Genomic DNA, 26662 nt, shown 5'->3' with positions numbered 1-26662 from the left:
CATGATTGTCCACGTCGTGCAACGCGATGTTTTCCAGCACTTTTTCAGAAGAACAAAAACGACACACTCGAGGAGGAACGCGCGATATGTCGATACCCGAACCTTTCACGGACGTTGAAATAGAAACGGCTGATTCCGGATTCTATGAAAACTACAGCGTCCCAATTGCCCTGATCAGCAAGGCCATCATGGTCGGGCTGGTCCTGTGGGCCCTGGTTTTCCCAGCGAATGCAAACAGCACATTGGGCAGCCTGAACAGCCAGTTGCTGGAGGTCTTCAACAGCTTCTACATCGTCATTGTCGGTTTTTTCTTCTTCTTCCTGGCCGTTGTTGCGATCATTCCGTCCACGGGTCGCCGGATCATGGGAACGCCGGGGGAAAAGCCCGAGTTTTCGAACTTCTCATGGTTTTCCATGATGTTCGGTGCCGGTCTTGGTGTGGGGCTCATGGTTTTCGCCACGGCGGAACCGCTGGGTCTTTGGGGATCGAACCCGGTTGTTGTTTCCGGTGCGGTCGAAGGTAACACGCCTGAGGCCCTGCAATCGGCTTACCGCTTTACTTTCCTGCACTATGGCTTCCACGCCTGGGCGATCTACGTGGTGACCGGCCTGTCGCTGGCGTACTACGCTTACACACGCGACATGCCTCTGACGATCCGCTCGGCGCTGACTCCGCTGTTTGGCCGTTTCGTCAACGGCTTTTTCGGCCACGTGGTCGACGTTTTGGGCGTTGTCGCGACGATCCTCGGTGTGTCCGTAACCATCGGTTATGGCGTCAGCCAGTTCATCGACGGACTTTATGCGATCACCGGCATGCAGTGGATCATGGATTTGGGTGGCGAGGTGCCGACCCCCAGCAAGGTTGGTCTGATTTCAGGCTTGGTCGTCATCATGGGCCTGTCGATCATTTCGGCGGTATCCGGTGTTGGCCGGGGTGTTAAGTACCTGTCCAACCTGAATCTGGTGCTGTCGATCATCTTGTTGGGCACTTTCGTGGTCTTCGGCTCGTTTGTCTTTGCCATGACCACTTATGGTACTGCCATGGTCGATTACATCCTGCACTTCCTGTCACTCAGCTTCAACGCCTATGGTCCGCTGTCGGCCGAAGCATTCGCAGCGGCCCTGCCGGCCGAGGCGCAAGCACATGCCGCAGACCTGATGGGTGGGGCGACCAACGCCTGGGGCAGCTTCGACGGCTTCAAAAGCGGTCTGGAAGGTGCAGCAGCCGAGTTGGACGAAGCAACCTTGGCCGCGGCTTATGCTGCGGGTGAGCAAGGTCGTCAATTCGGCTGGCAGGCAGGCTGGACGACCTTCTACTGGGCATGGTGGATCGCGTTCTCGCCCTTCGTGGGTCTGTTCCTGGCGCGCATCTCCAAAGGTCGCACCGTCCGCGAGTTCATCTTGGGCTGCGTGTTCGCACCTGCGCTGGTGTGTTTTGCCTGGATGACCGTTCTGGGCGGCACAGCGATCGATCTGGAACTGGCAGGCGCGGCAGAAGGCGCGATCATCGGTGCATCGAACACCAACAAGCTGTTCACCACACTGTCCTACATGATCGACGGTGGGCTACTGTCCATGCTGAACGTTATGTGCGTGATCCTGATCATGACCTTCCTGGTGACCTCGGCGGACTCGGGTATTCTGGTGATGAACACCATCATGTCAGGTGGTAGCCAGGAAACCGGTATCAAGCACCGCATCATCTGGGGTGTGATCCTGACGGCAGTGATCGGTGCGCTGATCCTGGCGGCGGGTGAAAACAACCCTATGGACGCGCTGCGCAATGCCATGATCATCGGTGCGCTTCCGTTCACCATGGTGATGGGCCTGATGTGCGTATCGCTGGCCAAGGCGCTGTTCCGCGACAGTCAGCGTGACAAGCACTCTGCCAGCAGCACGCAGGCAGCCGAGTAACGCGTAGGCAAAAGAAATAAAACCTGGTCAGGCCGCCCCATCTGGGCGGCCTGTTCTTATTTGGCAAAGCGTCGCCTTTGACGTGAAAAACCCCAATATCACCCCGAGGCCAAAGCCGCACTGATCGGCGAACCAAACCTGCCCCCTGTCGACCGGCCGCATAACCCGTACGTCCGCCGCCCTTGGCTGACGTGGTGACAGTTTGCACACCGGACCGGCGAAGGCCGCATCACCCGCCAGCTACACCCGCCAAGTTCGAATTCCTTGCGGTTGCAACTATAGATGAAAGGCCGCCTTAGGGCTATGGGCAGGGACTAGCGCTTACCCTGAACGGCATCGCTCAAGGTTTCGCCACCGATCTGGTCGTTTGCGCCTTGCGCAAGGTCGGGTGGGAAAAGGTTCTGGTCAATATCGGAGAGTATTATGCAAGCGGCCATCAGAGGCTGCTGGGCGTCTCGGATCCAGTGCACGAACCTGTCGAAGTCACGCATTTGAAAGACCGCGCCATCGCTACGTCTGGTCCAGGCACCGGACGCTACGACGGCAGACGCGCTTTCAACGGCATTCTGTCATGCTTCCGAGGCAGAAATAGCCGCGACCCTTGCGCGGGCAACCGGCGAGTGCATCGCGATCTGTGTCCGCCCCAATGGAAAAGTGGTGACACTGCAAAGATAAAAAGCCCCGGATCACACCGGGACTTTTCGATTTTACCGACCAATTCTTTACAAGCAGTCTTCAACCGCGCGTTTGGTCATGACCGAAACAAGATGCGCCCGATACTCCTTGCTCCCATGCAGATCCGCAATCATGTTTGCCGGGTTTACACGCAGGTCCATAAGGGCATCAGGGCGAAACTCTTTGTTCAGCGCCTGTTCAGCCTCGGACCACCGGAAAACGCCGTCCTCGCTCGCGCCGGTAACCGCGACGCGTACGCCATCCGCAAAGCGAGCCAGGTAAACCCCGACAAGCGCAAAACGCGACGCTGGCTGAAGGAATTTCCGGTAGCTCGCGGCTTGCGGTACCGGGAAACGGATTGATGTGATGATTTCACCCTCATCCAGAGCTGTCGTGAACATTCCCTGGAAAAAGTCATCGGCGGCAATCTGGCGCGTATTGGTCACGATAGTCGCCCCTGATCCCAATACGCCTGCCGGATAGCAGGCCGCAGGGTCATTGTTGGCAACCGAGCCGCCAATCGTCCCGCGGTTGCGGACTGCCGGATCGCCAATCTGACCGGCCAGCGCTGCAAGCGCTGGATACGACCCTGCGGCCTCGCGGGCGACGACAGCGTGGGGCGTCGCGCCACCGATCGACACCGATCCGTCATCCTCGATGCAAACGCCTTGCATCTCGGGAATTCCGCTGACCGACACCAACTTGGACGGGGCCGCCAACCGTTGCTTCAATGTTGGGATCAGCGTCTGTCCGCCCCCCAACGCCTGCGCATCCTCGGCGGCCAGTGCAGCAACCGCATCAGCAATGGTCGAGGGTTTCTCAAACTCGAAACTGTACATTTCGTCTTTCCTTTCCGAAAGGCGCGGATCCGCCCTTCATCTGGCTGTAAATATCCCGGGGGTCGTTATTGGTTGCGTCATTGGTCCGAGAAACCAATGGCGACGGGCCGGCCCCCGGTCCGCTCTCTCCACTCAACCGTTCATCGCCGCCCAAACGCGCGAGGGGCTGACCGGCATGTCGATATGGTCCACCGCCTTGCCGCCCGAATTCAGCGCGTCAAGAACCGCGTTGACGACCGCAGGTGGCGACCCGATCGCACCGGCTTCGCCACAGCCCTTTACGCCCAAGGGATTGTGCGTACATGGTGTCTGGCTGGAATGATCTACGCCGTAGAATGGCACGTCATCCGCACGCGGCATCGCATAGTCCATGAAGGACGCACTCAGCAGCTGGCCGTTTTCGTCATAGGCACAGTTCTCAAGCAGCGCCTGCCCGATGCCCTGACCGATACCGCCATGGACCTGACCATCCACGATCATTGGATTGATGATGTTGCCGAAATCATCCGCCGCAGTGAATTTCTCGATGCTGACCTGACCGGTTTCCGGATCGACCTCGACCTCGCAGGCATAGGCGCCTGCCGGGAAGGTAAAGTTGGCCGGATCATAGAAAGCGGTTTCCTCCAATCCGGGCTCCACTTCCAGCGGATAGTTGTGCGGGACATAGGCCGTCAGGGTCACATCGCCCCAGGCCACTGACTTATCAGTACCCGCAACGCTGAACTGACCGTCCTTGAGCTCGATATCGGCCTCGGATGCCTCCAGCAGGTGGGCGGCGATCTTCTTGGCCTTGTCGATCACCTTTTCGGTCGCCTTGACCATGGCCGAGCCACAGACCGCCAGCGAACGCGAACCGTATGTGCCCATACCGAACGGGATTTTCGAGGTATCGCCATGTACGATCTCGACCATCGACTCGTCGATACCGATCATGTCGGCCACCACCTGCGGAAAGGCCGTCTCGTGTCCCTGTCCATGGCTGTGCGCGCCGACCATGACGCTGATGGAGCCTGTCGCATTAACCCGAACAGTTGCTGCATCATAGAGGCCCGCTCGGGCCCCGAGCATGCCGACAATGTTGGAAGGCGCGATGCCGCAGGCCTCAATATAGCAGTTAATGCCCAAACCCCGAAGCTTGCCGTTGGCTTCACTTTGCGCGCGCCGCGCTGCAAAACCTGCCAGATCGGCGGCGGCCTCAAGCTTGTCCATCGTTCCGTTGTAGTCCCCGGTGTCATAGGTCAGCGCCACCGGCGTGTCGTAGGGGAACTGCGTGATGAAGTTCTGTCGACGCAGGGCGATCGGATCGGCACCCAGTTCGCGCGCGGCTTTGTCGATCACACGTTCCAGCTGGTACGTCGCCTCGGGGCGGCCTGCGCCGCGATAGGCGTCCACCGGCACCGTATTGGTGAACATTGCCTTCACGTTCACCTGAATGACCGGCGTCTTGTAGTTGCCCGCCATCAGCGTGCCGTGCAGCCAGGTCGGGACCGAGCTGGAGAAGGTGGATAGATACGCGCCCAGATTGGCGTAAGTGTTGGTACGCAGGCCGACGAAATTGTTGTCGGCATCCAGCGCCAGCTCGATCTTGCTGACATGGTCGCGGCCCTGTGCATCCGACATGAACGCCTCGGACCGGCTGGCCGTCCACTTGACCGGGCGGTTGCAGGCCTTGGCGGCGAAGGTGCAGAATGCCTCTTCCGCATAGTGGAAAATCTTGGTGCCGAAACCGCCGCCCACATCCGGCGCCACGACGCGGACCTTGTGCTCGGGCAGGCCGAGCACAAAGGCGCACATCAGCAGCCGGATCACATGCGGGTTCTGCGACGTAGTATAGAGCGTGTATTCATCCGTGCCCCGACTGTATTCCGCCACGGCCACGCGCGGTTCCATCGGGTTGGCGACCAGACGGTTGTTCACAAGCTCCAGCGTGGTGACATGCGCGGCGTTGGCAAACACCTCGTTCACCTTGGCATCGTCCGCCTCACCCAGTTGCCAGTCATAGCAGATGTTGTTCTTCAGATCGTCATGGACCAACGTCGCGCCATCCTGCGCGGCTGCCTTCATTTCGATCACCGCGGGCAGTTCCTCGATATCCACTTCGATGGCCTCAGCCGCGTCGCGGGCCTGCTCAAGACTGTCGGCCACAACGGCTGCGATCGGGTCGCCCACATGACGCACTTTGCCTTGCGCCAGAATGGGGTGCGGCGGCTCTTGCATCGGCGCGCCGTGCTTGTCGGTGACTTCCCAGCCGCAGGGCATGCCGCCCACGCCTTCGAAATCCTTGCCGGTAAACACCTTGACCACACCCGGCATGCCTTCGGCCGCCGAAGTGTCCACGGACTTGATCCGACCATGCGCGATGTCGGACCGCAGAAAATGCACATAGGCCTGGCCATGTACGTTGATGTCGTCGGTATAATTGCCTGCTCCGGTCAGAAAGCGCACGTCCTCGCGCCGCTTGGAACTGGCTCCGATGCCACTGTCTTTGGGCATTGCTTGTTCTCCTCCCATAAACGGATGCTGTTGCATCCCTCACTCATCCCACGGGCGTGCTTCCGACGCCCGCAGCGGCATCATTCCGCAGCGATGCTGCCCACGTCCTGGCCGGATGCGGCCATGATCGCTTTGACGATGTTGTGATACCCGGTACAGCGGCACAGGTTGCCCTCCAGATACTTCCGGATTTCGGCCTCAGTCGGGCGCGGGTTCTCTTTCAGCAGCGCGGCGGCGCTCATCACCATGCCCGGAGTGCAGAATCCGCATTGCAGACCGTGGTGATCCTGAAACGCCTGCTGTATCACGTTCAACGACCCATCCGCTGTTGCCTGGCCTTCGATCGTGCCGACATCAGCCCCATCTGCTTCGGCGGCAAGCATGTTGCACGATTTCACCGCTTCGCCATTCACATGCACCACGCAAGCGCCGCATTGCGCAGTGTCGCACCCCACATGCGTGCCAGTCAAAGACAGATGATCGCGCAGAAAACCGGACAGCAATGTCCGGCCCTCGACGTCTCCGCTTACGGCTTTGCCGTTCACGGTCATGGAAATTTTCATGACTTTCTCCTCCCTGAATTCCAAAGGATCAACCGCCTAACACGCGCTTGATCCAACCTTTCTTTTCTTCCCCGGTCTCGCCTTCTTCCGAGGTTTCGGGCTCGGGCGCATCCTGAGGTTCGACCGCATTCTGAAAGTTCTCAAAGAACTGGTCGGCCATTTTTCTGGCAACCCCATCGATCACGCGCCCCCCCAACTGAGCCAGTTTGCCACCGACGCGTGCATCGACCGCGTAGGTCAGCAGTGTGCCTTCGGGGGCATCCGACAAGGTGACGTCGGCCACGCCTTTGGCAAATCCGGCGGCTCCTCCCTTACCTTCACCCGATAACTTCACGCTTTCAAGCTCCACGAGATCAGAAAGGGTTACAGAGCCTTTGAACGTCGCTTTGACCGGGCCTACTTTTTGCACGACGGTGGCCTCGAACCCGTCTTCGATCGAGCCTGTCATCTCCTGACATCCCGGCACGCATTCCTTCAGAACTTCTGCCGACAAGAGCGAGGCCCAGACTTTGGATCGCGGCGCGGCGATGACGCGGCTGTCATTGAGTTCCATTTCACTTCTCCAAGTATATTTTTGTTACGCTACGCGGTGTTCGCAGCCTTGCCTATAAGACCTTGGGTGTAGTCACCGCAGCGCGAGCGGCGAATGTGTAAGGCCGTGACGTTTGAAGATTTCGGCGATACGCCCTTCCTGCGACATCGCTAATCTGGAAACACCAGCATCATAGCTGTGTAACCAAAATTTGAAACGCGACTGATATTGGCTCAGGTCGCCAGCAGTTCTGATATCCTGGACGTCGAATAGTGCATTCACTGCGGTGGGCGACCAAGACGGAGTAGAAAACTTGGTCGTTCCTGACATGCTCGGGCATCGCCGGGCAGCCTGCAACCCGGACAAGAGAACGGCGAGCTGATCCGGTTCAGTTACAGAACATGTCACACGCTTCTGATCCTGATCCGGGGTGCGCGTTGTAATACGACCTTCCGCCAGTATGCGTGGTTTTCATTCGTTGCTAGGATTGGTTAGGCTGGAGACCATTTGAATGCAAAAGGCTATACCAGATGTTTGCTGAATCCGCCGCGCGCAATGATTTCGATAACGTTCTGATCGTTGATGACCATCCGTTGTTTTGCGACGCCTTGTCGATGACCCTGCAAAGTGTGGCTCAGATCCGGGAAATACATACGGCAGACCGACTGGAGGACGCCTTGGATCTGCTGGCAAGTGGGCTGAAGCCCGATGCGGTCATGCTGGATCTCAATTTGCCGGATGTGGACGGTCTGGAAGGTCTGATCCGCTTGAAGGCTTCCACGGACGCACCGGTGATCGTGGTGTCGTCGCTGACGGATAACCGCGTTGTCAGCCAGGTGATACAGGCCGGCGCATCGGGCTATGTCCCCAAGCACAGTCAACGCGACGTGTTCCGCACTGCATTCGAGACAGTGCATGCCGGTGACGTTTTCGTGCCGGAGGGCTGTGTTTTGATTGACGCAGAGGAAGAGGACGAACACGGCGAAGCCGTAAAACGACTGGCGACACTGACAAATCAGCAGGCGCGCATCCTGCAACTGATCTGCGAAGGCAAACTGAACAAGCAAATCGCCTATGACTTGTCGATTGCGGAAACGACGGTCAAAGCGCACGTGACAGCAATAATGCGAAAACTGGGTGTCCAAAGCCGTACGCAGGCGGTTCTGATCGTCAAGAAAGCGTCCTTTGCCAGTGTCTTGCAAGACCAAGGCTAAGCGTCATACTCTCACGTCATTGTCGCGCTTTTAGGGAGGAGGCACGATGGACCAAGCAGTCGGGTGGGCAACAGCCCGGGCCCGTACGCCAGGCATCGTCAAAACGGCTTTTGCACGACACGACACCGGGCAGTCGATCGAGACACTCAGACGCCAGTTGGGTGATGACCCACTTGCGCTTGTCATTCTTTTTGTCAGCCCGAACGCCGATGCATCCGTGGTGATCGCGGATGCCGAACGCGCCTTTGCGCCGACCCCGATTGTTGGTTGCACCACCGCCGGAGAGCTGGCGGATAGTGGGTATTGCGAAGATCAGATCGTCGCGATCGGCCTGCCGCAATCCCATTTTGACATACGCACGGTTCTTGTTCCGGATCTGAACGAATTCGATTCCGACAGCATCATCAAAGAGATGATCCACAACAGAAATGCGATGATGGCGAACGCACCCGACTGGAGCCATGAATTCACTTTTCTGATGATCGACGGGCTGTCGACAAAAGAAGATGAACTGACGTCGGAGTTGGCTGTGGGGCTGGGACCGGTGCCATTGTTCGGCGGTTCGGCGGGGGACGGAACCAAATTCGGGCGCACATATGTTCTGTATCAGGGGCAGGCAAGAAGCAACGCAGCCGTACTCACGCAGGTTCGCACGCGGTGTCCGATCAAGGTGTTCAAGACCGATCACCTTCTGCCCACCGCCCATCGCATGGTCGTGACCAAGGCAGACCCGGCAAAACGAATCGTTCAGGAAATCAATGCCGAACCCGCTGCCCGCGAATACGCCCGTATTCTCGGGAAAGACCCCGAACAGCTCACCACATTCACATTCGCGGCCCATCCGGTCGTTGTGCAAATAGGCGGGCAACACCATGTCCGCGCGATCCAGCAGGTGGCGGGAAATGGCGATCTCGTCTTTTTTTCGGCGATTGACGAAGGCTTGGTCCTGACGCTGGCAGAACCTCGGGACATGGTTGAACATCTACAGGAAGAAATCAGCCTGTTGACCGAGAAGCAGCAACCCGACACCATTTTGGGTTGTGACTGCATCCTTCGTCGGCTGGAGGCCCAGCAAAAGCAGAAGACGCACGCGATCTCGGACATCCTGTCCCGCCATCACGTGGTCGGTTTCTCGACCTATGGAGAGCAATTCAATTCGATTCATGTGAACCAGACTCTGACCGGCGTGGCGATATACCCGCCCGAGAAAGATTAAGGTATGATCGAGCATCTCACAGACCCCTCGGACTCACTTGATCGTCAGAACGAGAAGCTTAGGAAAATCGCAGAAGCACTGATGCGGCGGGTCGAAGAATCCACCAATGCCTCTGGCGCGGCTTATGCTCAGTTCCAACGGGCGGCGGTGCTTGAACAAGAGGTCCGCGCCCGTACGGATGACCTTGAGCGCGCGCTTGAGCTTCTGAATGACTCCAACGCCAGGTTGGCGCAGGCCAACAAGGAAACCGAAGCGGCACGCGCAGATTTGGCAAATGCGATCGAAACGGTGCAGGAAGGCTTCGCCCTGTTCAATCGAGACGAAGAGCTGGTCCTGTGCAACAGCAGGTTCGGGATGCATATGCCCGACATTCAGGAACAGCTGAACCCCGGCTTGCGCTTTGCCGACTACGTGGAACTGGTCAGCCAATCCGGGTTCCTGTCCTTGCCGGAGACAATGACCCCAGAGGATTGGGCCAGAAGCCGCCTGGATCGTCACGCAGATGATCACGTGGTGTTCAATGTTCGTCTTTCGGGCAATCGGTGGACGCAAGTGTCAGAACACCGCACCCCAGACGGGGGCACCGTGATCCTGCAAACTGACGTAACAGACATCATGCGGATCGAACGGCAAGAAAGGGATCGCATTCTTGACGATAAGGCGCGGCTGATCCGCGCTACGCTTGAACATATCGATCAGGGCGTCTGCATCTTTGACAACAAGCACCGCATGATCGGGTGGAACACCCGCGCAAGCGAGCTTTTGGCAATACCGATCACTCAGTTTCAGATGGGCACGCGGTTTGAAACCCTGTCTAATCGCTTGGGCGACAACATCAGCTTTCAGAAAGGCATAACCGAGGCGGATCTGCTGGATTGGGTCAGCCGACCAACCTATCGCCGCCCTCTTCAGTTCCAGATGCATCGGGGGCGATCGAAAATCCTGTCGGTCTTTGCCCAGGAAATGCCCGATCGGGGCTTTGTGATTTCCTTTACCGATGTAACTGCGGAACGGAGGTCTGCGCAGGCCTTGTATGAAGCCAAGGAACTTTTGGAACAACGTGTGGCGTCACGCACAATGGAACTTGCGGACGCGCTGAACGAGGCTGAACGGGCGAACGCGTCAAAATCGCGTTTTGTGGCCGCCGCCAGCCATGACCTGTTGCAACCTCTGTCTGCTGCAAAGCTCTATGTTGCGTCACTGGGCAGCGGTTTGGACACTGACACCGCGCAGACCGTTGCAGCAAAAGCAGAAAGCGCCCTGAACAGTGTCGAACACATTCTCGAAGCCCTGCTGGACATCTCAAAGCTGGATTCCGGGCGGGCCAAGGCGCATCTGTCCACGGTGTCGGTGGGCGAGCTTTTCTTGCAGATGGAAGACGCATTCAATCCCGTCGCCCAGGCCAAAGGTCTGAAACTGCGTTTTGTTGACACAAAGGCTCTGGTCACAAGCGATGCCAGTTACCTTCGGCGTATATTGCAGAATCTGCTGTCAAACGCGATCCGGTATACCGAGACCGGGAAAGTTCTTGTTGGTGTCAGGCATCGCAAGAACGCAATTGCTTTGGAAGTCTGGGACACGGGCATCGGCATAGCATCAGATCAAAGAGATATCGTGTTTCAGGAATTTCAGCGTTTGCATTCAGATGCCAGCGCCGCCGAAGGCATGGGGTTGGGTCTTGCGATTGTCGAGCGGGCCTGCGGGTTGCTTCAACACCCCATCCACCTGTTTTCCGAAGCTGGAAAGGGCACGGGGTTTTCGGTCGAAATACCTTTGGCCCGGGCGAAACCAGAGGTTTCTCTCTGCTCTTCAGTGGTGCAAAAACCAAACTCGAATGTGCTGGGCAACACCGTCGCCCTGTTGATCGAAAACGATGAAAACCTGCGCGGCGCGTTGACCATGACCATCGAATCCTGGGGCGTCGAGGTTCTGGAATGCGAAAGCGAAAGCGAAGCGATTGGCCTTCTGCGCGAAATAGGCATCCTGCCAGACTTTGTTGTCGCCGACTATCAATTGAACAACGGAAAAACAGGCACGGACGCCATGCGCGCCCTGACGGATGAATTCGGGCATTTGCCCGGCTGTATTATCTCAGCCAATCGATCACAAGAGCTTGTCCAGCAATGCAAACAAGCAAAGCTGCCGCTGTTTTACAAACCGATAGATCCGCAACTGCTCAAATCGACGCTGGAGGCCTCTGTTGCGCGCGGCATCTGAGTTTTTCCGGTTGTCGTCTGCGTCGCAGTGCGGCCGGGTGTCTTTCAGAAGTCTTCAGTCCGCGGGTTGGCGTTGGTCTGATCCAGCATCGACACAACTTCCGCCTTCCATCCCGCTTTTATTTTCAGCGCCAATTGCGACGGGGGGCGATGATCCGGCGACAGGATGGCGTATTCGTATCTGAGGGGGTCCTTGAAAGGCAGGAATACCACACGGCCATGCGAGATATTCAGCTTCCGTTCCGTCGCAACAGTCAACGGATCGACAATCGAGCAGCACTGCCCCGATCCAACAAACGGAATGAGCGGAAGAAAATACTGGCACGTCACACTTGGTTTGTAAGTGGCGGCAACCATCTGAAAAGCGCGTTGCACTTTCTTCTGAAAAGGGTGGGTGTCATACAGTCCACCCATTGGCACATCATCGAGATCTGAAATCGTAACGGCCTTTTCTTGCGCCAACGGGTTGTCCCGATCCATTGCGCAAAAGCAGTCTCCGCTGATGATCTCTGCCGTGAATTGCGGTTTCTTTCCGACCGGGTGTTCGAAATCTGCAAACCCGAAATCAATGTTCTGAGTGCCTGCAAGTTCCATTATCTGTGGCGAACTGCGGGTCGACAGCGTAACCCGGATGTCCGGATTCCCGCCAACTGAACGGCTGATGAAATTCGGGAAGGCAAAAATGGACGGTCCCGGCATTGCTGCAATATTCAGGTTGCCCGAACTTCCTTTAAGAAGCCCGTGCATCGTGCTGGAAACCGTAGATAATCTGTCCAGTATTCCGGTGGTCTCGGCCAGCAGGTAGTGCGCCTCTGGCACTGGGATCAGACGCCGGCCTTTTCGTTCGAACAGGGTCAGTCCAAGACTTCTTTCCAGGTTCTTGATTGCTAGGCTGATAGCAGGTTGTGTCCTGTTCAGCTTCTTTGCGGTTTGAGAGATGGACCCGGTTTCCATCACCTCACGAAAAACGGTCAATTGAGCAAGGTTCATGTTTAATATATAAGCGAAACTTTCGTTTAGTTAAATATAACAAATTTGTATTTATGCTAAAACTCCATAGGCTGAACGGATCAGAATTCGGACAAACCGAATCCAATGATCCACAACTGGGAGCTTACGATGAGATTGATGAAATGCCTGACGGGTTTGGCTTTTGCGGGTGCATTGGCTGCACCGGCGCTTGCACAGGACCCAACCTTTTTCCGCATCGGCACCGGCGGTGCAGGCGGCACTTATTTCCCGATCGGCGGGACCATCGCCAACGGAATTTCGGCCCCTCCGGGCTCACGCCCCTGCGAAGAGGGCGGCCAATGCGGCGTGCCCGGGTTGATCGCAATTGCACAATCGACAACTGCGTCAGTCTTCAACAATGCCGCCGTGCAAAACGGCGAGCTAGAGGCCGGCCTGGCCGCGGCAGATGTAACCCGTTCAATGTATCTGGGTGAGGGCAAGTTTGAAGGCAAACCCCACCCGAAACTGCGCATCGTCGCAAACCTGTTCCCCGAAGACCTGCACCTGGTTCTTCCCGCGGGTCAGACCATCAACGATCTGAGTGATCTCAAAGGCAAGCGGGTTGGTATCGCGCAAGCTGGTTCGGGAACGCAGGTCGCTGTGTTGCAAATGCTGGAAGCTTGGGGCGTCAACCGTGACAACATGGATGAGGCCGAGTTGAACAACAGTCAGAGTGCCGAACGTCTGGCCGATGGCCAACTGGACGCCTATTTCTACGCAGCAGGATGGCCGGTTGCCGCAATGGTGCAGCTGTCTTCGACCAAGGGCATGAACCTGCATTCCTTCAGCGATGAAGATTTGGCAAAGATCAACGAGATCATTCCTGCCTATATCCCGTCCGCTATCCCGGGCGGTGTATATGAGGGCATCGATTCCGAAACCAAGACCCCCGCGGTAAGCGCGATGCTGGTTGTGTCATCGGATCTGTCCGAAGATCTGGTCTATCAGCTGACCAAGGCCCTGTGGAACGACAACACGCGCAAGCTGCTGGACAACGGCCACGCAAAAGGCAAGCAGATCACGCCTGATACTGCGCTCGACGGCGTCGAGGCGCTGGGTGTTCCGCTGCATCCGGGTGCCGAGAAATTCTATAAAGAAGCCGGTCTTCTTCAATAACCACACCTGACTGAAACCTGTCGTCGGTGCCCCTTCTTGGGGCACCGCACTCTGGAATTATGCGAAATCGGGGGCCATCATGTCCGAGACCCAGAAACTTGATGACCACGAACTGACGGCCGAGGAACTGGCGGCCATCGAAGAACAGTTCGACGAAGGCGCCGCTGTCCGGCAGGTCACGCCCACGGCAGGCAAGGTGTTGCGTGTCGTCGCCCTGATCTTTGCATTCTACGAATTCTTCACGGCTGGGTTCGGTCTGCCTGCCGACCACTGGCATATGGGCATCTATCTGGCTCTGCTGTTCATTCTGGTCTACGCCACGATCCCGATTGTCGGGGCCAAAAGCCTCTATGCTCTCAAAGTCAGTCGCTTCCGCATCGGCAACGTCCCTTTTTATGATCTGGTGTTCATGGCGCTTGGCATCATCGCCGCACTTTACGTGGGTTTCGCCTGGCGCGGCATCCCGTTCCTGGGTATCGAGGAACAAACCTTCCGCATGGGCAACCCAAACATCTATGATGTGATCCTCGGCGTCATCATCATCCTTCTGGTATTGGACATTGCGCGCCGCACGCTGGGTTGGGTATTGCCGCTGATCATCTGCGTATTCATCTCATACGCGCTGATGGGTCCCTATTTCCCCGGATTGCTGCAACATCCGGGCGTGAACTTCAAAACCTTCGTATCGTCAATGTACTTTCCGCAGGAAGGAATCTATGGCGTGACGCTTTGGGTCGTTTCGACCATCGTGTTCCACTTTGTCCTGTTCGGTGTGATCGCTCAGCGAACGGGGCTTGGACAATTGTTCATTGATAACGCAACCATTTTGGCGGGTCGCTATACGGGTGGTCCGGCCAAAGTGTCGGTGGTATCCTCGGCCTTCTTCGGCACGATCTCGGGCTCTTCGGTGGCTAACACCGTTTCGACCGGCGCGCTGACAATTCCCAACATGAAGCGCCTTGGATACCCCGGTCACTTTGCAGGCGGGGTCGAGGCCGCGTCTTCGGCCGGTGGTCAGATCACTCCGCCCATCATGGGTGCTGCGGCCTTCATCATGGCCGAGTTCCTCGAGGTGCCCTATACCACAATCGTGATCGCAGCGATCTTTCCGGCGATCCTGCACTATGTCGGCGTCTTTGCCGTGGTGCATCTGATGGCACGCAAGCTGAACCTGCAAGGTCTGGCGAAAGAGCAATTGCCGCAGCTCAAGGCTGTCTGGGCCGAGGGTTGGGCCAATATCGTGCCCTTGATCGGATTGCTGGTGGTTTTGTTCACTGGATACACGCCCTTCATGTCGGCCTTCTGCGGCATATCGCTGGCGGTGATCGCGGGCATGTCGCGGATCAAGCAACCGCCAACACTGATCTACGCAGCGGCGTTCTTGGCCTTCGTGCTTTGGAAGTTCTCCGACGGTGGGTTCGACCTGTCCATGACCGCGATTCTGTGCGGATTGTCGGTAATCGCCACGCTGAACCCGCAGAAGCGGATCGAAGTGCCCGAGATGCTGCAAGCGGTTGAGTTGGGTGTGAAATACTCTCTGGCCGTGGGCGCTGCAGCCGCTGCAGTAGGTATCGTCGTTGGTGTGATCAACACAACCGGTATCGGTTTCCGCATCGGGTTCATGGTTACTCAGGGCGCAGGAAACCTCGCCGCGGACCTTTACAACATGATTTCATTCGGCAGCTGGCAATTGTTTGCGATGGAAGACCTGCAATTGTTTATCTCGCTGGTCTTCATTGCCATCGTTTGCATCCTGATGGGTGCCGGCATCCCGACCACGGCGCTGTACATCATGCTCGTCTCGGTGGCGCAGCCGGCGCTGGCGCAGTTGGGGGTTCCACCCATCGCCAGCCATCTGTTCGTGTTGTATTACGGCGTGGTCTCCGAGATCACACCTCCGGTCTGTACGTCGGCCTATGCGGCGGCGGCGATTGCGAATTCCAACCCGTTCCGCACCGGGCTGTCCGCCTTTACGCTGGGACTGGGCAAGGTCATCGCACCAATGGCGTTCGTCTATGCGCCGGTTTTGCTGTTCGTGTCTTCCACCGGGTTCGATCTTTGGGAATTTACCTATACCGCCGCCAGCTGTATCGCCGGTGTCATCGCCCTTTCGGCAGCGGTCGTGGGGTATTGGTTGCAGCCACTCAACCTCGTGTCGCGCATCCTGATGGCCATTGCCGGGATTATCTTCGTGGCGCCCACGCTGACGGCTGACCTGATCGCATTGGTGGTGGCGTCTCCTGTCATCGTCACTCAGGTGATCGCCCGCAGCCGAATTCAAGCAACGGTCTGACATGCCTGAACAAGTGACCATCATCGGCGCCGGGATCGTCGGTCTGTGCTGTGCGCTCTCGTTGCAGGAGCGCGGTATTGCCGTGCGTCTGATCGACCGTGGAGAACCGGGGCAGGAGACATCGTTCGGCAATGCCGGTGTCGTCTCGCCCTGGTCGGTCATTCCACAGGCCACGCCGGGTATCTGGAAAACGATCCCCGGGATGCTGTTGGACCCGAAAAGCGCGTTGACGGTCAGACCTGCGTACTGGCCCAGGATGATACCCTGGGGCCTGAGGTTCCTGAAGAATTCAAGCGTGAAATCCGTACGCAATATCTCGGACGCAATGGAGGTGCTGTGCCGCCCGTCGATAGATCTGTACCGAAGACATCTGCAAAATACCGGGCACGAAGACCTTATTGTTGATTCCAACTATATCCACGCGTTTCGCAACCCCGATCAGGCTGACCTGAAAGAACTGGGATATCTGATCCGGCAGGAAAAAGGCGGACATCTAGAACGGATCGACGGACCGGAATTGCGCCGGATCGAACCTGCGTTGTCCCGAGATTTCAAGGCTGCGATCCTGATCAAGGGACAGGCGCGGGTCACGTCTCCTGGCCGGGTCGGTGCGGTTTTGGCCGACAAGGCCCGTCAACAAGGCGCCGAGTTCGTGCGGACAGATGTCAAAGAATTAAAGCGCACGGAAGACGGACAATGGCACTTAACGTCACCGGCCGGCGCGCTTCACGCCGATACTGTCGTGCTGGCGGCCGGGGTTTGGTCTGCCGGGTTGCTGAAACCTTTGGGTTTGCCCGTACCACTGGTGGCCGAGCGTGGATACCACGTCCAATTCCCGACCCCCTCTGCCAGCCTGGAAAACTCGGTGATGGACGTGGACGCCAAGGTGGTGGCCAGTTCGATGCAGGACGGTCTGCGTGTGGCGGGCACGGCCGAATTCGGCAGCATCGACGCGCCGCCAGACCCACGCAAACAGTCGCTTCTGACCGCACAGGCCCGCGCAATGATGCCGGATCTGAACACCGCGGATACACAGTTCTGGATGGGCCGACGCCCGTCTTTTCCCGACAGTTTGCCTGCGATCGGTCCGGTTGAAGGACACAAGGGCCTGTTCACCGCCTTTGGTCATTCCCATTACGGTTTGATGATGGCCCCCAAAACAGGTGAGCTGGTGGCTGACCTGGTGTCAGGGCAGCGCCTCAACATCCCGTTGGATTCATTCGCCTTGTCGCGATTTTGACGCGCAACAACCACCGTTTCGAAGAAGGATTACCCCATCATGCCGATCTATCAGGGTGGACAGAATATCTGCGGAGCCTCTATCGGGGTTTTGTGTCTGGAAAGCTATTTTCCCAAACCTCCCGGTCATATCAAGAACCCTTCCAGCCTGCCATTCCCGGTGCTGTACGAGATGATAGATGGCGTCACGGTGCCAAAGCTGCTGAACAATCCGACGCCTGATCTGCTGAACCCATTCATAAAAGGCGCGCAACGGCTTGAGGCTGAAGGCGTGCGCGCGATTACCGGAAGCTGCGGGTTTCTCGCTCTGTTCCAAAAAGAACTGGCCGCAGCCGTATCGGTGCCTGTTTTCGCTTCGAGCCTGATACAGGTGCCGTTGGCCTTTCACATGACCGGGGCCAGCGCACCGGTCGGGGTGATTACAGCGGATTCGTCAGCGCTGACGCAACGCCATTTTGAAGGCGTTGGAGCGGGGGGCGTTCCGGTGGCCGTACAGGGTCTGGAACACACCAGTGAGTTTGCCGAAGTCATCCTGCGCAACGCGCGCAACCGAATGGACACAGATCTGATCGAGGCCGAAGTGCTGGACACTGCACGCAGGCTGAAGCGCGAAACGCCCGAAATACGTTCTGTGGTGTTGGAATGCACAGATCTTCCGCCTTATGCAAAGCGCATTCAAGAAGACCTGAAACTGCCGGTCTTTGACCTGACGACGCTGGCGCAAATGGCGCACAATGTAGGCGCGCGCACCGGGTATTGCGGGCTGATGCCGTGGGGCTGAGGCCTTTGCAGGCTGGTGTTTTCATTCAATGGCTCAGACATGTCGAATAGCCGCGAAAACAGTCGCTGTTTGCCGATGCTTTTCGACGGACCGACACATGGGACTTTCCCTTGCTGAAACGGCTGGTTAAGAAGCCCTTCCATTGCCGTTTCAGGAGGCCCCCTTGGACCGTATCGCCCGCACCATAGCCACCGAGATTAATGCACGTCCCGATCAGGTCGGTGCTGCGATCAATCTATTGGACGACGGAGCGACGGTTCCCTTTGTCGCCCGCTATCGGAAAGAAGCAACCGGTGGGTTGGACGACACCCAATTGCGCCTTCTGTCCGAGCGTTTGACCTATCTGCGTGAGCTTGAGGCACGGCGGGAAACCATCCTGAAGTCGATAAAAGAACAGGGGAAGCTGACCGAAGATCTGAGTAAATCGATAGCTCGGGCAGAAACCAAGGCACAGCTGGAAGACATCTATCTGCCTTACAAGCCCAAGCGGCGCACCAAGGCGATGATCGCGCGTGAAAACGGGCTGGAACCCCTGGTCGAAGCCATTCTGGCCGATCGCGATGCGGACCCGGAAACACTGGCCGGGGCATACCTGAGCGAGGCCGTTGCCACCCCTCGTGACGCGCTGAACGGCGCGCGGGACATTCTGACTGAACGATTGACGGAAAATGCGACTCTGCTGGGTGAGTTGCGGGCCTTCATGCAGCGCGAGGCGCTGCTCAGTGCAAGGGTTGTCGACGGGAAAGAAAAGGAAGGCGCCAAGTTCAGTGATTATTTTGACCATTCCGAACGATGGGCGGATGTTCCGTCGCATAGGGCATTGGCAATGCTGCGGGCGTCAAAAGAGGGCATTGTTTCACTTGATATCGCGCCGGAACCAGAGTTCGGGGCAGCCCGGGCCGAATCCATCGTGGCCGCGCATTTGCAGACCCGTGGCCAAGGGCCGGGTGATGCCTGGTTGCGCAAGGTTGCCGGGTGGACATGGCGGGTCAAGCTTTCGCTGTCCATGATGGTCGAACTGATGGCCGAACTGCGCAGTCGGGCACAGGACGATGCAATTCAGGTTTTTTCACGCAACCTCAAGGACTTGCTGTTTTCTGCTCCGGCGGGTGCCAAGGCCACTTTGGGTCTTGATCCCGGCATCCGCACCGGTGTGAAAGCGGCGGTGGTTGACGCAACGGGCAAGGTCGTGGCCACTAACACGCTGTATCCCTTTCAACCCAAAAACGATTTGCGTGGCGCGCAGGCTGCCATCCTGAATCTGATCTCGGCCCATCAGATCGAACTGATCGCAATCGGAAACGGAACAGCGAGCCGCGAAACCGAACGGTTGGTTGCGGATACGCTGGCTCTGCTCCCCAAGGCGGTAAAAGCGCCAACCAAGGTGGTAGTGTCCGAAGCGGGGGCTTCGGTCTATTCCGCGTCGGAGCTGGCAGCACGAGAGTTTCCCGATCTGGACGTTTCGCTGCGTGGGGCGGTGTCCATCGCCCGGCGATTGCAGGACCCTTTGGCAGAACTGGTCAAAATCGAACCGAAATCCATCGGCGTCGGGCAATATCAGCATGACGTTGACCAGCACCGCCTGTCGCAATCCCTGGATTCCGCGATCGAGGATGTCGTGAACGCGGTCGGGGTTGACCTGAACACGGCCTCTGCACCTTTGCTTGCGCGCGTGTCGGGGCTGGGCGCCGCGCAAGCCGAAGCCATCGTCGCCCATCGCGATCTGAACGGGCCGTTCCAATCACGCAAGGACCTGTTGTCCGTTGCCGGGCTGGGGCCGCGTGCCTTTGAACAATGCGCCGGGTTTCTTCGCGTAAGGGACGGCGCCGAACCGCTTGATGCGTCGTCGGTGCACCCCGAAGCCTATGAAGTCGCCCGCCGCGTCGTGTCGGCCTGCGGGCGGGATATCAGGCACATCATGGGCCATGAGGGGGCCTTGAAAGGGTTGCGGGCACAACAATTCGTAACCGAAGATTTCGGCCTGCCCACGGTTCTGGATATCTTTGCCGAGCTTGAGAAACCCGGACGAGACCCCCGGCCCAGCTTTGTCACGGCCACTTTCGCGGATGGCATCGAAGAGATAACCGATCTGAAGCCCGGAATGGTTCTTGAAGGCACCGTGACAAACGTGGCGGCCTTTGGGGCCTTTGTGGATGTGGGCGTTCATCAGGACGGTCTGGTTCACGTCAGCCAGTTGGCCGACCGCTTCGTCAAGGACCCGCACGAGGTCGTCAAGGCCGGGCAAGTCGTGAAAGTGCGCGTTGTCGAGGTGGATGTACCCAGAAAACGGATCGGGCTTTCGATGCGCAAACAGGGCGGCGGCGGAAAGCGGCGCGCCTGATCTGCAATCTGCACATTATCCGGGCGTAACGACATGAAGGCGTTACCCGCCGGAAATAGCGTGCAGACCGATACGGGCAGCCGGCATGCGTTGTTTTCATTGCGCGCTGAACTGGGTATCAGCAAGAGAGTTCTCAGCGTCGCCAATCGGATCGAAATGGATACGACAGTTCATGCAGTACCACAACACGCCTTACGACAAGCTTCAGGTCGGTGATACTGCCGAGCTGGCCCGCACGTGCTCGGTCGATGATTTCTATGTGTTCGCCAACAATTCCGGCAACCACAATCCGCTTCATCTGGCCAGCGAAGACGGCGACGGGGACCACATCAACGAAGCGGTTGCCCCTGCCATGTTCGTGGGGGCCCTGATCTCGGCCGTTTTGGGGAACGTTTTGCCGGGGGCAGGGACGCTCTACAAATCGCAGCGATTTGATTTTGTGGAAAGGGCGCATGCCGGTGATGAGCTGGTATCCAAAGTCACCGTTCTGGAAAAGCGACCAAACCGGGAGGTTGTCTTTGACACGGTCGTTACGCGCCCATCGGACGGTGCCGTGATCGTCAGCGGGCAGGCCGTCGTGATCGCGCCGGAGAAAGAGATGGTGTTCGCCGAGTTGGATTTGCCCGGGCTGGTGGTGAAACGTCATCGTCACTTTGATGCCATGCTGGAAAAGGTGCGCCCGCTGCCGCCCATGCCGACCGCTGTCGTGGCCCCGGAAGAGCCCAACGCCTTGGGTGGGGCGCTGCTGGCCGCGCATGAGACGATCATCACACCCATTCTGATCGGTGACTCGGACAAAATCGCGCACGCGGCCGCCGAAATCGGAGCGTCGTTGGATGGGATTGAAATCATTGCGCAGAGCGATCACGTCAATGCGGCCCATGCGGCGGTCGATCTGGTTGCAGAAGGTCGAGCGAAAGCGCTGATGAAAGGGCATCTGCATACGGATGAATTGCTGAAGGCTGCGCTCAGGCGTGAAAACGGCCTGCGCACCGGCCGCCGCTTTACCCATGTCTTTGTCATGGACGTGCCCGGACAACCCAGACCTTTGTTGGTGACGGACGCGGCGATCAATATCGAGCCGGACCTGGAAACCAAGATTGATATTGTCCAGAACGCAATCGACCTGGCCCTGTCGCTGGGGATCGAAAACCCCAGGGCGGGTGTTCTGTCTGCCATCGAAACCGTCAATCCGGCGATCCGATCCTCGGTTGATGCGGCTTTGCTGTCGAAAATGGCGGAACGCGGTCAGATCAAGGGCGGGCTTGTTGACGGCCCGCTTGCCATGGACAATGCCGTTAGCCTTGCGGCTGCGCGTTCCAAGGGGATTGTGTCGGATGTCGCGGGCAAAACCGATATTCTGGTGGTGCCAAATCTGGATGCCGGCAACATGATGGCCAAGCAACTGACCTATATCGCCAATGCAGAAGGGGCCGGTCTGGTCATGGGGGCCAAAGCTCCGATCATTTTGACCAGCCGCGCCGATGACGACAAAGCCCGGCTGGCGTCCTGTGCCGTGGCGGCACTGCACGAAGCCTTTTCCTTACCGCGCACCGGAGCACCCGCATGACACATATCGTGACACTGAACGCTGGATCGTCTTCCATGAAATTTGGTCTGTTCGAGCTGACCGATGACGATCCGATCATGGTGTGCACCGGCGCGGTGGAGCGGATTGGAGAGCCAGAGCCGCTTGTCAAGGCAAAGTCTTCCGACGGAAGTGTCCTTGCCAGCGGCACCGCCGGAGAAATACGCGATCACGCCGCAGCGCTGGACTGGGTTTTGAACCTGCTTGCGCGCTCGTTTCCAAACAGCGACGTGACTGCGGTCGGGCATCGTGTTGTCCATGGTGGTCCTGACATCGACGCTCCGGTGCCATTGACCAAGGCGTCCATTCAAGAGCTGGACAAGCTTTCCCCGTTTGCGCCTTTGCATCAGCCGCACAATCTGGCCGGAGCGAGGGCCGCGATGGAACGTTTTCCGAATGCGGTTCAGATCGCCTGTTTCGACACCGCCTTTCACCGCAATCATCCGTGGGAGAATGACGTTTTTGCCTTGCCGCGAGAGTATTACGACAAAGGTGTTCGGCGTTATGGCTTTCACGGGCTCAGCTATGAATTCATTTCGGATCACATGGCTAAGACAGCGCCGCTTTTGCACGAAGGGCGCGTGGTGGTGGCCCATCTGGGCAATGGTGCATCGATGTGTGCGATGATCGGAGGGCGTTCCGTCGGATCGACCATGGGGTTTTCGGCCCTTGACGGGCTGCCGATGGGGTCGCGCTGTGGTCAACTTGATCCCGGCGTGGTCCTGTACCTGATGGATCAGGAAGGGCTGAGCGCTGACGAAATCTCAGACCTGTTGTTCCGGAAATCTGGGCTGTTGGGCCTGTCCGGGCTGTCCAACGATATGCGTACCCTGGAAAAGGCGGACACACGCGAAAGCCGACAGGCGATCAGCTATTTCACCTTCCGTATCCGGCGCGAGCTTGGCGCGATGGCGGCCATTCTCGGCGGTATCGACGCCTTGGTGTTTACCGGTGGGATCGGAGAAAACTCACGTCTGGTGCGTGAGCGGGTATGCTCTGGGATGGGATGGCTGGGCATCGAGCTCAATCCTGACGCAAATGCTGACAATGACCGGATCATTTCAACCGATCTGTCCCGCGTCGTGGTGATGGCAATCCCGACCAATGAAGAACTGGTCATTGCCCGTGCGGCGGCCGACCTGCTGGCCAAACGTCCTCGGCTCAGAACTGCCTAGCGATCTACGTCTCGACATAGGTCCAGCGATAGGCAGGCGGGGTCGGGCCCTTGTTCCGGCCGCCTTGCTGCATCTGTTCCCACGCATGGGCCAGAATGCCAACAGATCTGGATAGGCAAAACAGACCGCGTGCCAGTGGGGGCGCAAAGCCCAACTCGGCATAGATCACTGCGGTGGCTCCATCTATGTTCATTGGAACGGGTTTCCCCTTGCGCCGGGCCAACTCTGCCTCGATCGCCTGTCCGATCTGTAGGAACTGACCATCACAAGCCCCGTCCGTCACAGCATCACGGACCAACGCCATCAGACGTGGTGCGCGCGGATCCGTTGGCGTGTGGAAACGATGGCCGAAACCCGGCAATATCTTTCCTTCACGCTCAATCCACTCGTCCAGCGTTTGATCCAACCGGCGAGGATGTTGCGCCACGAAATGGTACAGCATAACCGCTTGCTCGCCAGCCCCGCCGTGAATATCCCCTAACATGTTCACAGCGCTCGCCATCGCGTTGTTCAGGGGCAGCCCGCAGGTCACGGCCATGCGCGCCGTTGCGATGGAAGGGGCCTGAGGTCCGTGGTCCACGGCGGCGACCAGCGCGGCCTCGAACAACCGGGCCTGCGCCCTGGATGGTCGGTCGCCACGAACCATGAACCAGATCATCTCGCTGAAACTGAGATGCCCGATCAGATTCTGGATCGGCTCTCCGCGCAGGTCGATCCGGCCCGGTTCCATATCGATGATGGAAGTCGTCCACCAATCGGACACATCGCTCATATGATGCCTTCCTTGCTCAAAGCGTCCATTTCCGCGCCGGACAACCCAATTTCAGACCAGATCGCGTTATTGTCTGCCCCAAGTTCAGGCGGCGCGGTTTGGGGCATTTGCCGTTCGCCGTCCATGACAATGGGGCTGCCTGCAAGTTTCATGTCTTCGCCCTGCACCCGCAAAGACCCGATCAGGCCACGACCGGCAAGCTGTTCGTCATCAAGCGCCTCGGGCACGGTCAATACCTGCCCTGTCGGCACTCCGATTGCGTTGAGTTCGCTGACCCAGTCTGATGCCGCTCTGGTCCGCAAGGTCTCCTCCAGCGCCGCGCGCAGGGCATGGCGATTGCGCTTGCGGTCTTCGCGCGTGTCAAAATCCGGGTGGGCCAGCAGGTCTTGCCGGCCCAGATGCCGGGCCAGTGCCTGCCATTGTTCGTCGCGGTTTGCGGCAATGTTGATGGGCGCGTCAGCAGTTGCAAATGTTCCTGACGGCGCTGACGTCGTGTTTTCGTTGCCATGGGCCCCGGGAATGGCGCCGGCGATCAGATAGTTCGACACGACCCAACCCATTGTCGAGATCACGGCTTCGGACATTGCCACATCCAGATAGGCCCCGCGAGGATCCGCGTTCAGGGCGGCGGACACTGCAAAAGCAGCTGTCATTCCACCGATCGTGTCCGCCAAAGGATAGCCAACGCGATAGGGTGCGGTGTCTGGACCGCCGGTGACAGACATCACGCCACTGATACCCTGCACGATCTGGTCATAGGCCGGATCGCCCTGGCGCGGACCGTCCTGACCGAACCCGCTTATGGCACAGTAAATCAGGCTGGGGTTCACATCGCGCAAGACGCCATACCCAAGTCCAAGCCGATCCATCACACCGGGGCGAAAGTTCTCTACCAGTACGTCGGCCGTCTGTACAAGGCGTTTCAGAAGCGCCTTGCCCCGTTCTGATTTCATGTTGAGCGTGATGGACTTTTTTTCAGCATTCTGCGCCAGAAAGCTGACGCCCATACCGGCCTTGTTTCTGGCAGGATCAGCACCCAGAACGCGGGCAAGGTCGCCACCGTCAGGGCGTTCGACCTTGATCACTTCGGCACCCATGAGCGCCAGTTGATAGCAGCAATACGGACCCGCGAGGACATTCGTCAGATCGAGAACCCGTATTCCTGCCAGTGGCTCAGTCACCGTCCGCAACCCCTGCGGCCCGGGCACGCGCGCGGCGTGCGCGATAGCTGGGCAACAGCACCAGCAGCACCGCGACAACAAGCAGACCCAGCGTCATTGGACGTTCCCAGATGAAAGCAATACCGTCATAGAGCTGCATCGAGCGGGCAAAGTTGTCCTCCATCATCCCCCCGAGGATGAAACCGATCAGCAGCGGCGCAAGCGGGTAGTCGGCAAATTTCAACGCCGTGGCGCAAACACCGAAGCCAACAAGTATCAAAAGCTCGGTCGCGTTGTTCTGCCCGATATAGGCCCCCATCAGAGTGAAGAACAAAATGAAGGGGATCAGGTAATTGCGCGGAACCGAGAGTACCTTTGCGATATATGGGATCAGCGGCAGGTTCAGGATCAGCAGAACAAGGTTGCCAATGAACATTGACATGATGACGGCCCAGAATATCTGCGGCTCGTCCAGCATCAGCCGTGGGCCGGGTGTCACGTTCAGGGCAATCAGTGCGCCAAGCAGGATCGCGGTGGTGCCGGACCCGGGAATGCCCAGTGTCAGCAGCGGCACGAAAGAACCGGTGCATGCCGCGTTGTTCGCCGTTTCGGGCGCAGCCAGACCTTTTATTGACCCTTTGCCGAATTCGTCCTGTTCCTCTTTCGGGGCAATGTTGCGTTCGACCGCGTAGCCCAGGAAGCTGGCAATCGTTGCCCCTGCACCGGGCAAAACCCCGATGAAGAAGCCCTGTACAGATTGGCGGCCGATCACCGGCGCGATGGCCTTGGCTTCACTGCCTGTGATGCGCAGGTCCTTGATCTCGCCGTCATCCCCCTGAAGGTTCTTTGGTTTGAGCACCAGAAACAGCGCTTCGGGCAGGGCGAACATGGCCATGGCAAGCGTGATGAAGCCAAAGCCCGATTGCAGGTCCATGATACCCATGGTGAAACGCGGCAGGTTGAACAATGCACCTTCACCGACCGTTGCCATGATCAACCCAAGTAGCGTCATGATGACGGCTTTGGCCACTTGACCGGTGCCTGCGAAGGCAGCGATAGCGGACAGGCCCACGACCATAAGCGCGAAATACTCGGCCGAGTGGAACAGCAATGCCACCGAAGACAGAGCAGGGGCAAAGACCATCAACAAAATGGCCCCGATCGTACCGCCGGCAAAACTTGCAATAGCTGCAACAGTCAATGCTTTGCCCGCTTTGCCCTGGCGGGCCATCGGATAGCCGTCGAAACTGGACGCAACAGTGCCCGCGACCCCCGGCGCGTTGAGAAGGATCGAAGATGTCGAACCGCCAAAGATGGCGCCGTAATACACTCCGGCCAGCAGGATCAGCGCTGCGGACGGGTCGCCCATGGAAATCGCGACCGGGATCATGATGGCGATGATCGACATCGGCCCAAGACCCGGAAGCATGCCGATGAACGTGCCGATCAGGCACCCTGCGATCACCATCAGCAGGTTTTGAATTGAAAACGCCGTTTGCAGACCGATCAGAAGTCCTTCGAGCAT

The 26662-nt window shown here is 58.1% G+C and carries 20 protein-coding genes and 1 pseudogene; 12 read left to right on the top strand and 9 right to left on the bottom strand.

What is annotated here, in order from left to right:
• Positions 1–86: 86 nt before the first annotated feature.
• Entirely contained in the window at positions 87–1913 is a 1827-nt protein-coding gene (locus FIU92_RS19255; RefSeq protein WP_152460331.1) for a BCCT family transporter, read from the top strand.
• A gap of 326 nt (positions 1914–2239) precedes the next feature.
• Positions 2240–2398 (top strand): annotated as a pseudogene (locus FIU92_RS19250) (FAD:protein FMN transferase); the annotation flags it as partial.
• A gap of 237 nt (positions 2399–2635) precedes the next feature.
• Here the strand turns inward: FIU92_RS19250 and FIU92_RS19245 are convergent.
• The 5 genes from FIU92_RS19245 to FIU92_RS19225 all read right to left on the bottom strand — a co-directional run bounded on the left by FIU92_RS19245 (position 2636) and on the right by FIU92_RS19225 (position 7345).
• On the bottom strand, positions 2636–3427 hold the full coding sequence (locus FIU92_RS19245; RefSeq protein WP_152460330.1) for a xanthine dehydrogenase family protein subunit M: 792 nt from the start codon (positions 3425–3427) through the stop codon (positions 2636–2638).
• Between the two features lie 132 nt (positions 3428–3559).
• Entirely contained in the window at positions 3560–5920 is a 2361-nt protein-coding gene (locus tag FIU92_RS19240; RefSeq protein WP_152460329.1) for a xanthine dehydrogenase family protein molybdopterin-binding subunit, read from the bottom strand.
• A gap of 80 nt (positions 5921–6000) precedes the next feature.
• Positions 6001–6483, bottom strand: a complete 483-nt coding sequence (locus FIU92_RS19235; protein ID WP_152460328.1) for a (2Fe-2S)-binding protein — start codon at positions 6481–6483, stop codon at positions 6001–6003.
• Positions 6484–6511: 28 nt separating this feature from the next.
• Positions 6512–7036: a CoxG family protein gene (locus FIU92_RS19230; protein WP_152460327.1), complete on the bottom strand. Its 525-nt coding sequence runs from the start codon at positions 7034–7036 to the stop codon at positions 6512–6514.
• Between the two features lie 72 nt (positions 7037–7108).
• Complete coding sequence (locus FIU92_RS19225; protein WP_152460326.1) at positions 7109–7345, bottom strand: hypothetical protein; 237 nt, start codon at positions 7343–7345, stop codon at positions 7109–7111.
• 200 nt (positions 7346–7545) lie between these two features.
• On the opposite strand from FIU92_RS19225, the gene FIU92_RS19220 reads away from it, so the two are divergent.
• Genes FIU92_RS19220 through FIU92_RS19210 form a run of 3 tightly spaced genes read left to right on the top strand, consistent with a single transcriptional unit; the run spans position 7546 to position 11662 of the window.
• The gene (locus FIU92_RS19220; protein WP_152460325.1) at positions 7546–8229 is read left to right on the top strand and encodes a response regulator transcription factor; all 684 of its coding nucleotides are present in this window, start codon (positions 7546–7548) and stop codon (positions 8227–8229) included.
• Between the two features lie 46 nt (positions 8230–8275).
• Positions 8276–9445 (top strand): FIST N-terminal domain-containing protein, encoded by a 1170-nt coding sequence (locus FIU92_RS19215; RefSeq protein WP_152460324.1) that lies wholly within the window; start codon positions 8276–8278, stop codon positions 9443–9445.
• A 3-nt stretch (positions 9446–9448) separates the two neighbouring features.
• Complete coding sequence (locus FIU92_RS19210) at positions 9449–11662, top strand: PAS-domain containing protein (protein WP_152460323.1); 2214 nt, start codon at positions 9449–9451, stop codon at positions 11660–11662.
• A 44-nt stretch (positions 11663–11706) separates the two neighbouring features.
• On the opposite strand, the gene FIU92_RS19205 is transcribed toward FIU92_RS19210, so the two are convergent.
• Positions 11707–12651: a LysR family transcriptional regulator gene (locus FIU92_RS19205; RefSeq protein ID WP_152460322.1), complete on the bottom strand. Its 945-nt coding sequence runs from the start codon at positions 12649–12651 to the stop codon at positions 11707–11709.
• A 129-nt stretch (positions 12652–12780) separates the two neighbouring features.
• On the opposite strand from FIU92_RS19205, the gene FIU92_RS19200 reads away from it, so the two are divergent.
• The 7 genes from FIU92_RS19200 to FIU92_RS19170 all read left to right on the top strand — a co-directional run bounded on the left by FIU92_RS19200 (position 12781) and on the right by FIU92_RS19170 (position 23205).
• The gene (locus tag FIU92_RS19200; RefSeq protein ID WP_152460321.1) at positions 12781–13788 is read left to right on the top strand and encodes a TAXI family TRAP transporter solute-binding subunit; all 1008 of its coding nucleotides are present in this window, start codon (positions 12781–12783) and stop codon (positions 13786–13788) included.
• 79 nt (positions 13789–13867) lie between these two features.
• Entirely contained in the window at positions 13868–16081 is a 2214-nt protein-coding gene (locus tag FIU92_RS19195) for a TRAP transporter fused permease subunit (RefSeq protein ID WP_152460320.1), read from the top strand.
• A gap of 1 nt (position 16082) precedes the next feature.
• Positions 16083–17321, top strand: coding sequence for an FAD-binding oxidoreductase (locus FIU92_RS19190; RefSeq protein ID WP_152460319.1), 1239 nt, complete (start codon positions 16083–16085; stop codon positions 17319–17321).
• Between the two features lie 39 nt (positions 17322–17360).
• Positions 17361–18101 (top strand): aspartate/glutamate racemase family protein, encoded by a 741-nt coding sequence (locus FIU92_RS19185; protein WP_152460318.1) that lies wholly within the window; start codon positions 17361–17363, stop codon positions 18099–18101.
• A gap of 163 nt (positions 18102–18264) precedes the next feature.
• The gene (locus FIU92_RS19180; protein WP_152460317.1) at positions 18265–20442 is read left to right on the top strand and encodes a Tex family protein; all 2178 of its coding nucleotides are present in this window, start codon (positions 18265–18267) and stop codon (positions 20440–20442) included.
• A gap of 172 nt (positions 20443–20614) precedes the next feature.
• Positions 20615–22012, top strand: a complete 1398-nt coding sequence (locus FIU92_RS19175) for a bifunctional enoyl-CoA hydratase/phosphate acetyltransferase (protein ID WP_152460316.1) — start codon at positions 20615–20617, stop codon at positions 22010–22012.
• On the top strand, positions 22009–23205 hold the full coding sequence (locus FIU92_RS19170) for an acetate/propionate family kinase (RefSeq protein WP_152460315.1): 1197 nt from the start codon (positions 22009–22011) through the stop codon (positions 23203–23205). The genes FIU92_RS19175 and FIU92_RS19170 overlap by 4 nt, the downstream gene beginning before the upstream one ends.
• 4 nt (positions 23206–23209) lie before the next feature.
• Here FIU92_RS19170 and FIU92_RS19165 read toward each other — a convergent pair whose 3' ends face one another.
• Genes FIU92_RS19165 through FIU92_RS19155 form a run of 3 tightly spaced genes read right to left on the bottom strand, consistent with a single transcriptional unit; the run spans position 23210 to position 26662 of the window.
• Complete coding sequence (locus FIU92_RS19165; protein WP_152460314.1) at positions 23210–23977, bottom strand: citryl-CoA lyase; 768 nt, start codon at positions 23975–23977, stop codon at positions 23210–23212.
• A complete protein-coding gene (locus FIU92_RS19160; protein WP_152460313.1) occupies positions 23974–25158 on the bottom strand; it encodes a CaiB/BaiF CoA-transferase family protein in 1185 nt (394 codons plus the stop codon). Before FIU92_RS19160 ends, FIU92_RS19165 begins: the two co-directional genes overlap by 4 nt.
• A complete protein-coding gene (locus FIU92_RS19155) occupies positions 25151–26662 on the bottom strand; it encodes a tripartite tricarboxylate transporter permease (RefSeq protein WP_152460312.1) in 1512 nt (503 codons plus the stop codon). Before FIU92_RS19155 ends, FIU92_RS19160 begins: the two co-directional genes overlap by 8 nt.

The organism is Ruegeria sp. THAF33, from assembly GCF_009363615.1.
Taxonomy (GTDB): Bacteria; Pseudomonadota; Alphaproteobacteria; order Rhodobacterales; family Rhodobacteraceae; genus Ruegeria.
Note: the sequence above shows the minus strand (reverse complement) of the source record. Positions and strands in the feature narration are given on the sequence as shown.

Coding starts and splice junctions, on each gene's coding strand:
- FIU92_RS19200 (WP_152460321.1), top strand. CDS start 12,781: ATGAGATTGATGAAATGCCTGACGGGTTTGGCTTTTGCGGGTGCATTG.
- FIU92_RS19245 (WP_152460330.1), bottom strand. CDS start 3,427: ATGTACAGTTTCGAGTTTGAGAAACCCTCGACCATTGCTGATGCGGTT.
- FIU92_RS19205 (WP_152460322.1), bottom strand. CDS start 12,651: ATGAACCTTGCTCAATTGACCGTTTTTCGTGAGGTGATGGAAACCGGG.
- FIU92_RS19190 (WP_152460319.1), top strand. CDS start 16,083: ATGCCTGAACAAGTGACCATCATCGGCGCCGGGATCGTCGGTCTGTGC.
- FIU92_RS19235 (WP_152460328.1), bottom strand. CDS start 6,483: ATGAAAATTTCCATGACCGTGAACGGCAAAGCCGTAAGCGGAGACGTC.
- FIU92_RS19195 (WP_152460320.1), top strand. CDS start 13,868: ATGTCCGAGACCCAGAAACTTGATGACCACGAACTGACGGCCGAGGAA.
- FIU92_RS19230 (WP_152460327.1), bottom strand. CDS start 7,036: ATGGAACTCAATGACAGCCGCGTCATCGCCGCGCCGCGATCCAAAGTC.
- FIU92_RS19165 (WP_152460314.1), bottom strand. CDS start 23,977: ATGAGCGATGTGTCCGATTGGTGGACGACTTCCATCATCGATATGGAA.
- FIU92_RS19170 (WP_152460315.1), top strand. CDS start 22,009: ATGACACATATCGTGACACTGAACGCTGGATCGTCTTCCATGAAATTT.
- FIU92_RS19215 (WP_152460324.1), top strand. CDS start 8,276: ATGGACCAAGCAGTCGGGTGGGCAACAGCCCGGGCCCGTACGCCAGGC.
- FIU92_RS19185 (WP_152460318.1), top strand. CDS start 17,361: ATGCCGATCTATCAGGGTGGACAGAATATCTGCGGAGCCTCTATCGGG.
- FIU92_RS19240 (WP_152460329.1), bottom strand. CDS start 5,920: ATGCCCAAAGACAGTGGCATCGGAGCCAGTTCCAAGCGGCGCGAGGAC.
- FIU92_RS19175 (WP_152460316.1), top strand. CDS start 20,615: ATGCAGTACCACAACACGCCTTACGACAAGCTTCAGGTCGGTGATACT.
- FIU92_RS19210 (WP_152460323.1), top strand. CDS start 9,449: ATGATCGAGCATCTCACAGACCCCTCGGACTCACTTGATCGTCAGAAC.
- FIU92_RS19255 (WP_152460331.1), top strand. CDS start 87: ATGTCGATACCCGAACCTTTCACGGACGTTGAAATAGAAACGGCTGAT.
- FIU92_RS19155 (WP_152460312.1), bottom strand. CDS start 26,662: ATGCTCGAAGGACTTCTGATCGGTCTGCAAACGGCGTTTTCAATTCAA.
- FIU92_RS19220 (WP_152460325.1), top strand. CDS start 7,546: ATGTTTGCTGAATCCGCCGCGCGCAATGATTTCGATAACGTTCTGATC.
- FIU92_RS19225 (WP_152460326.1), bottom strand. CDS start 7,345: ATGTCAGGAACGACCAAGTTTTCTACTCCGTCTTGGTCGCCCACCGCA.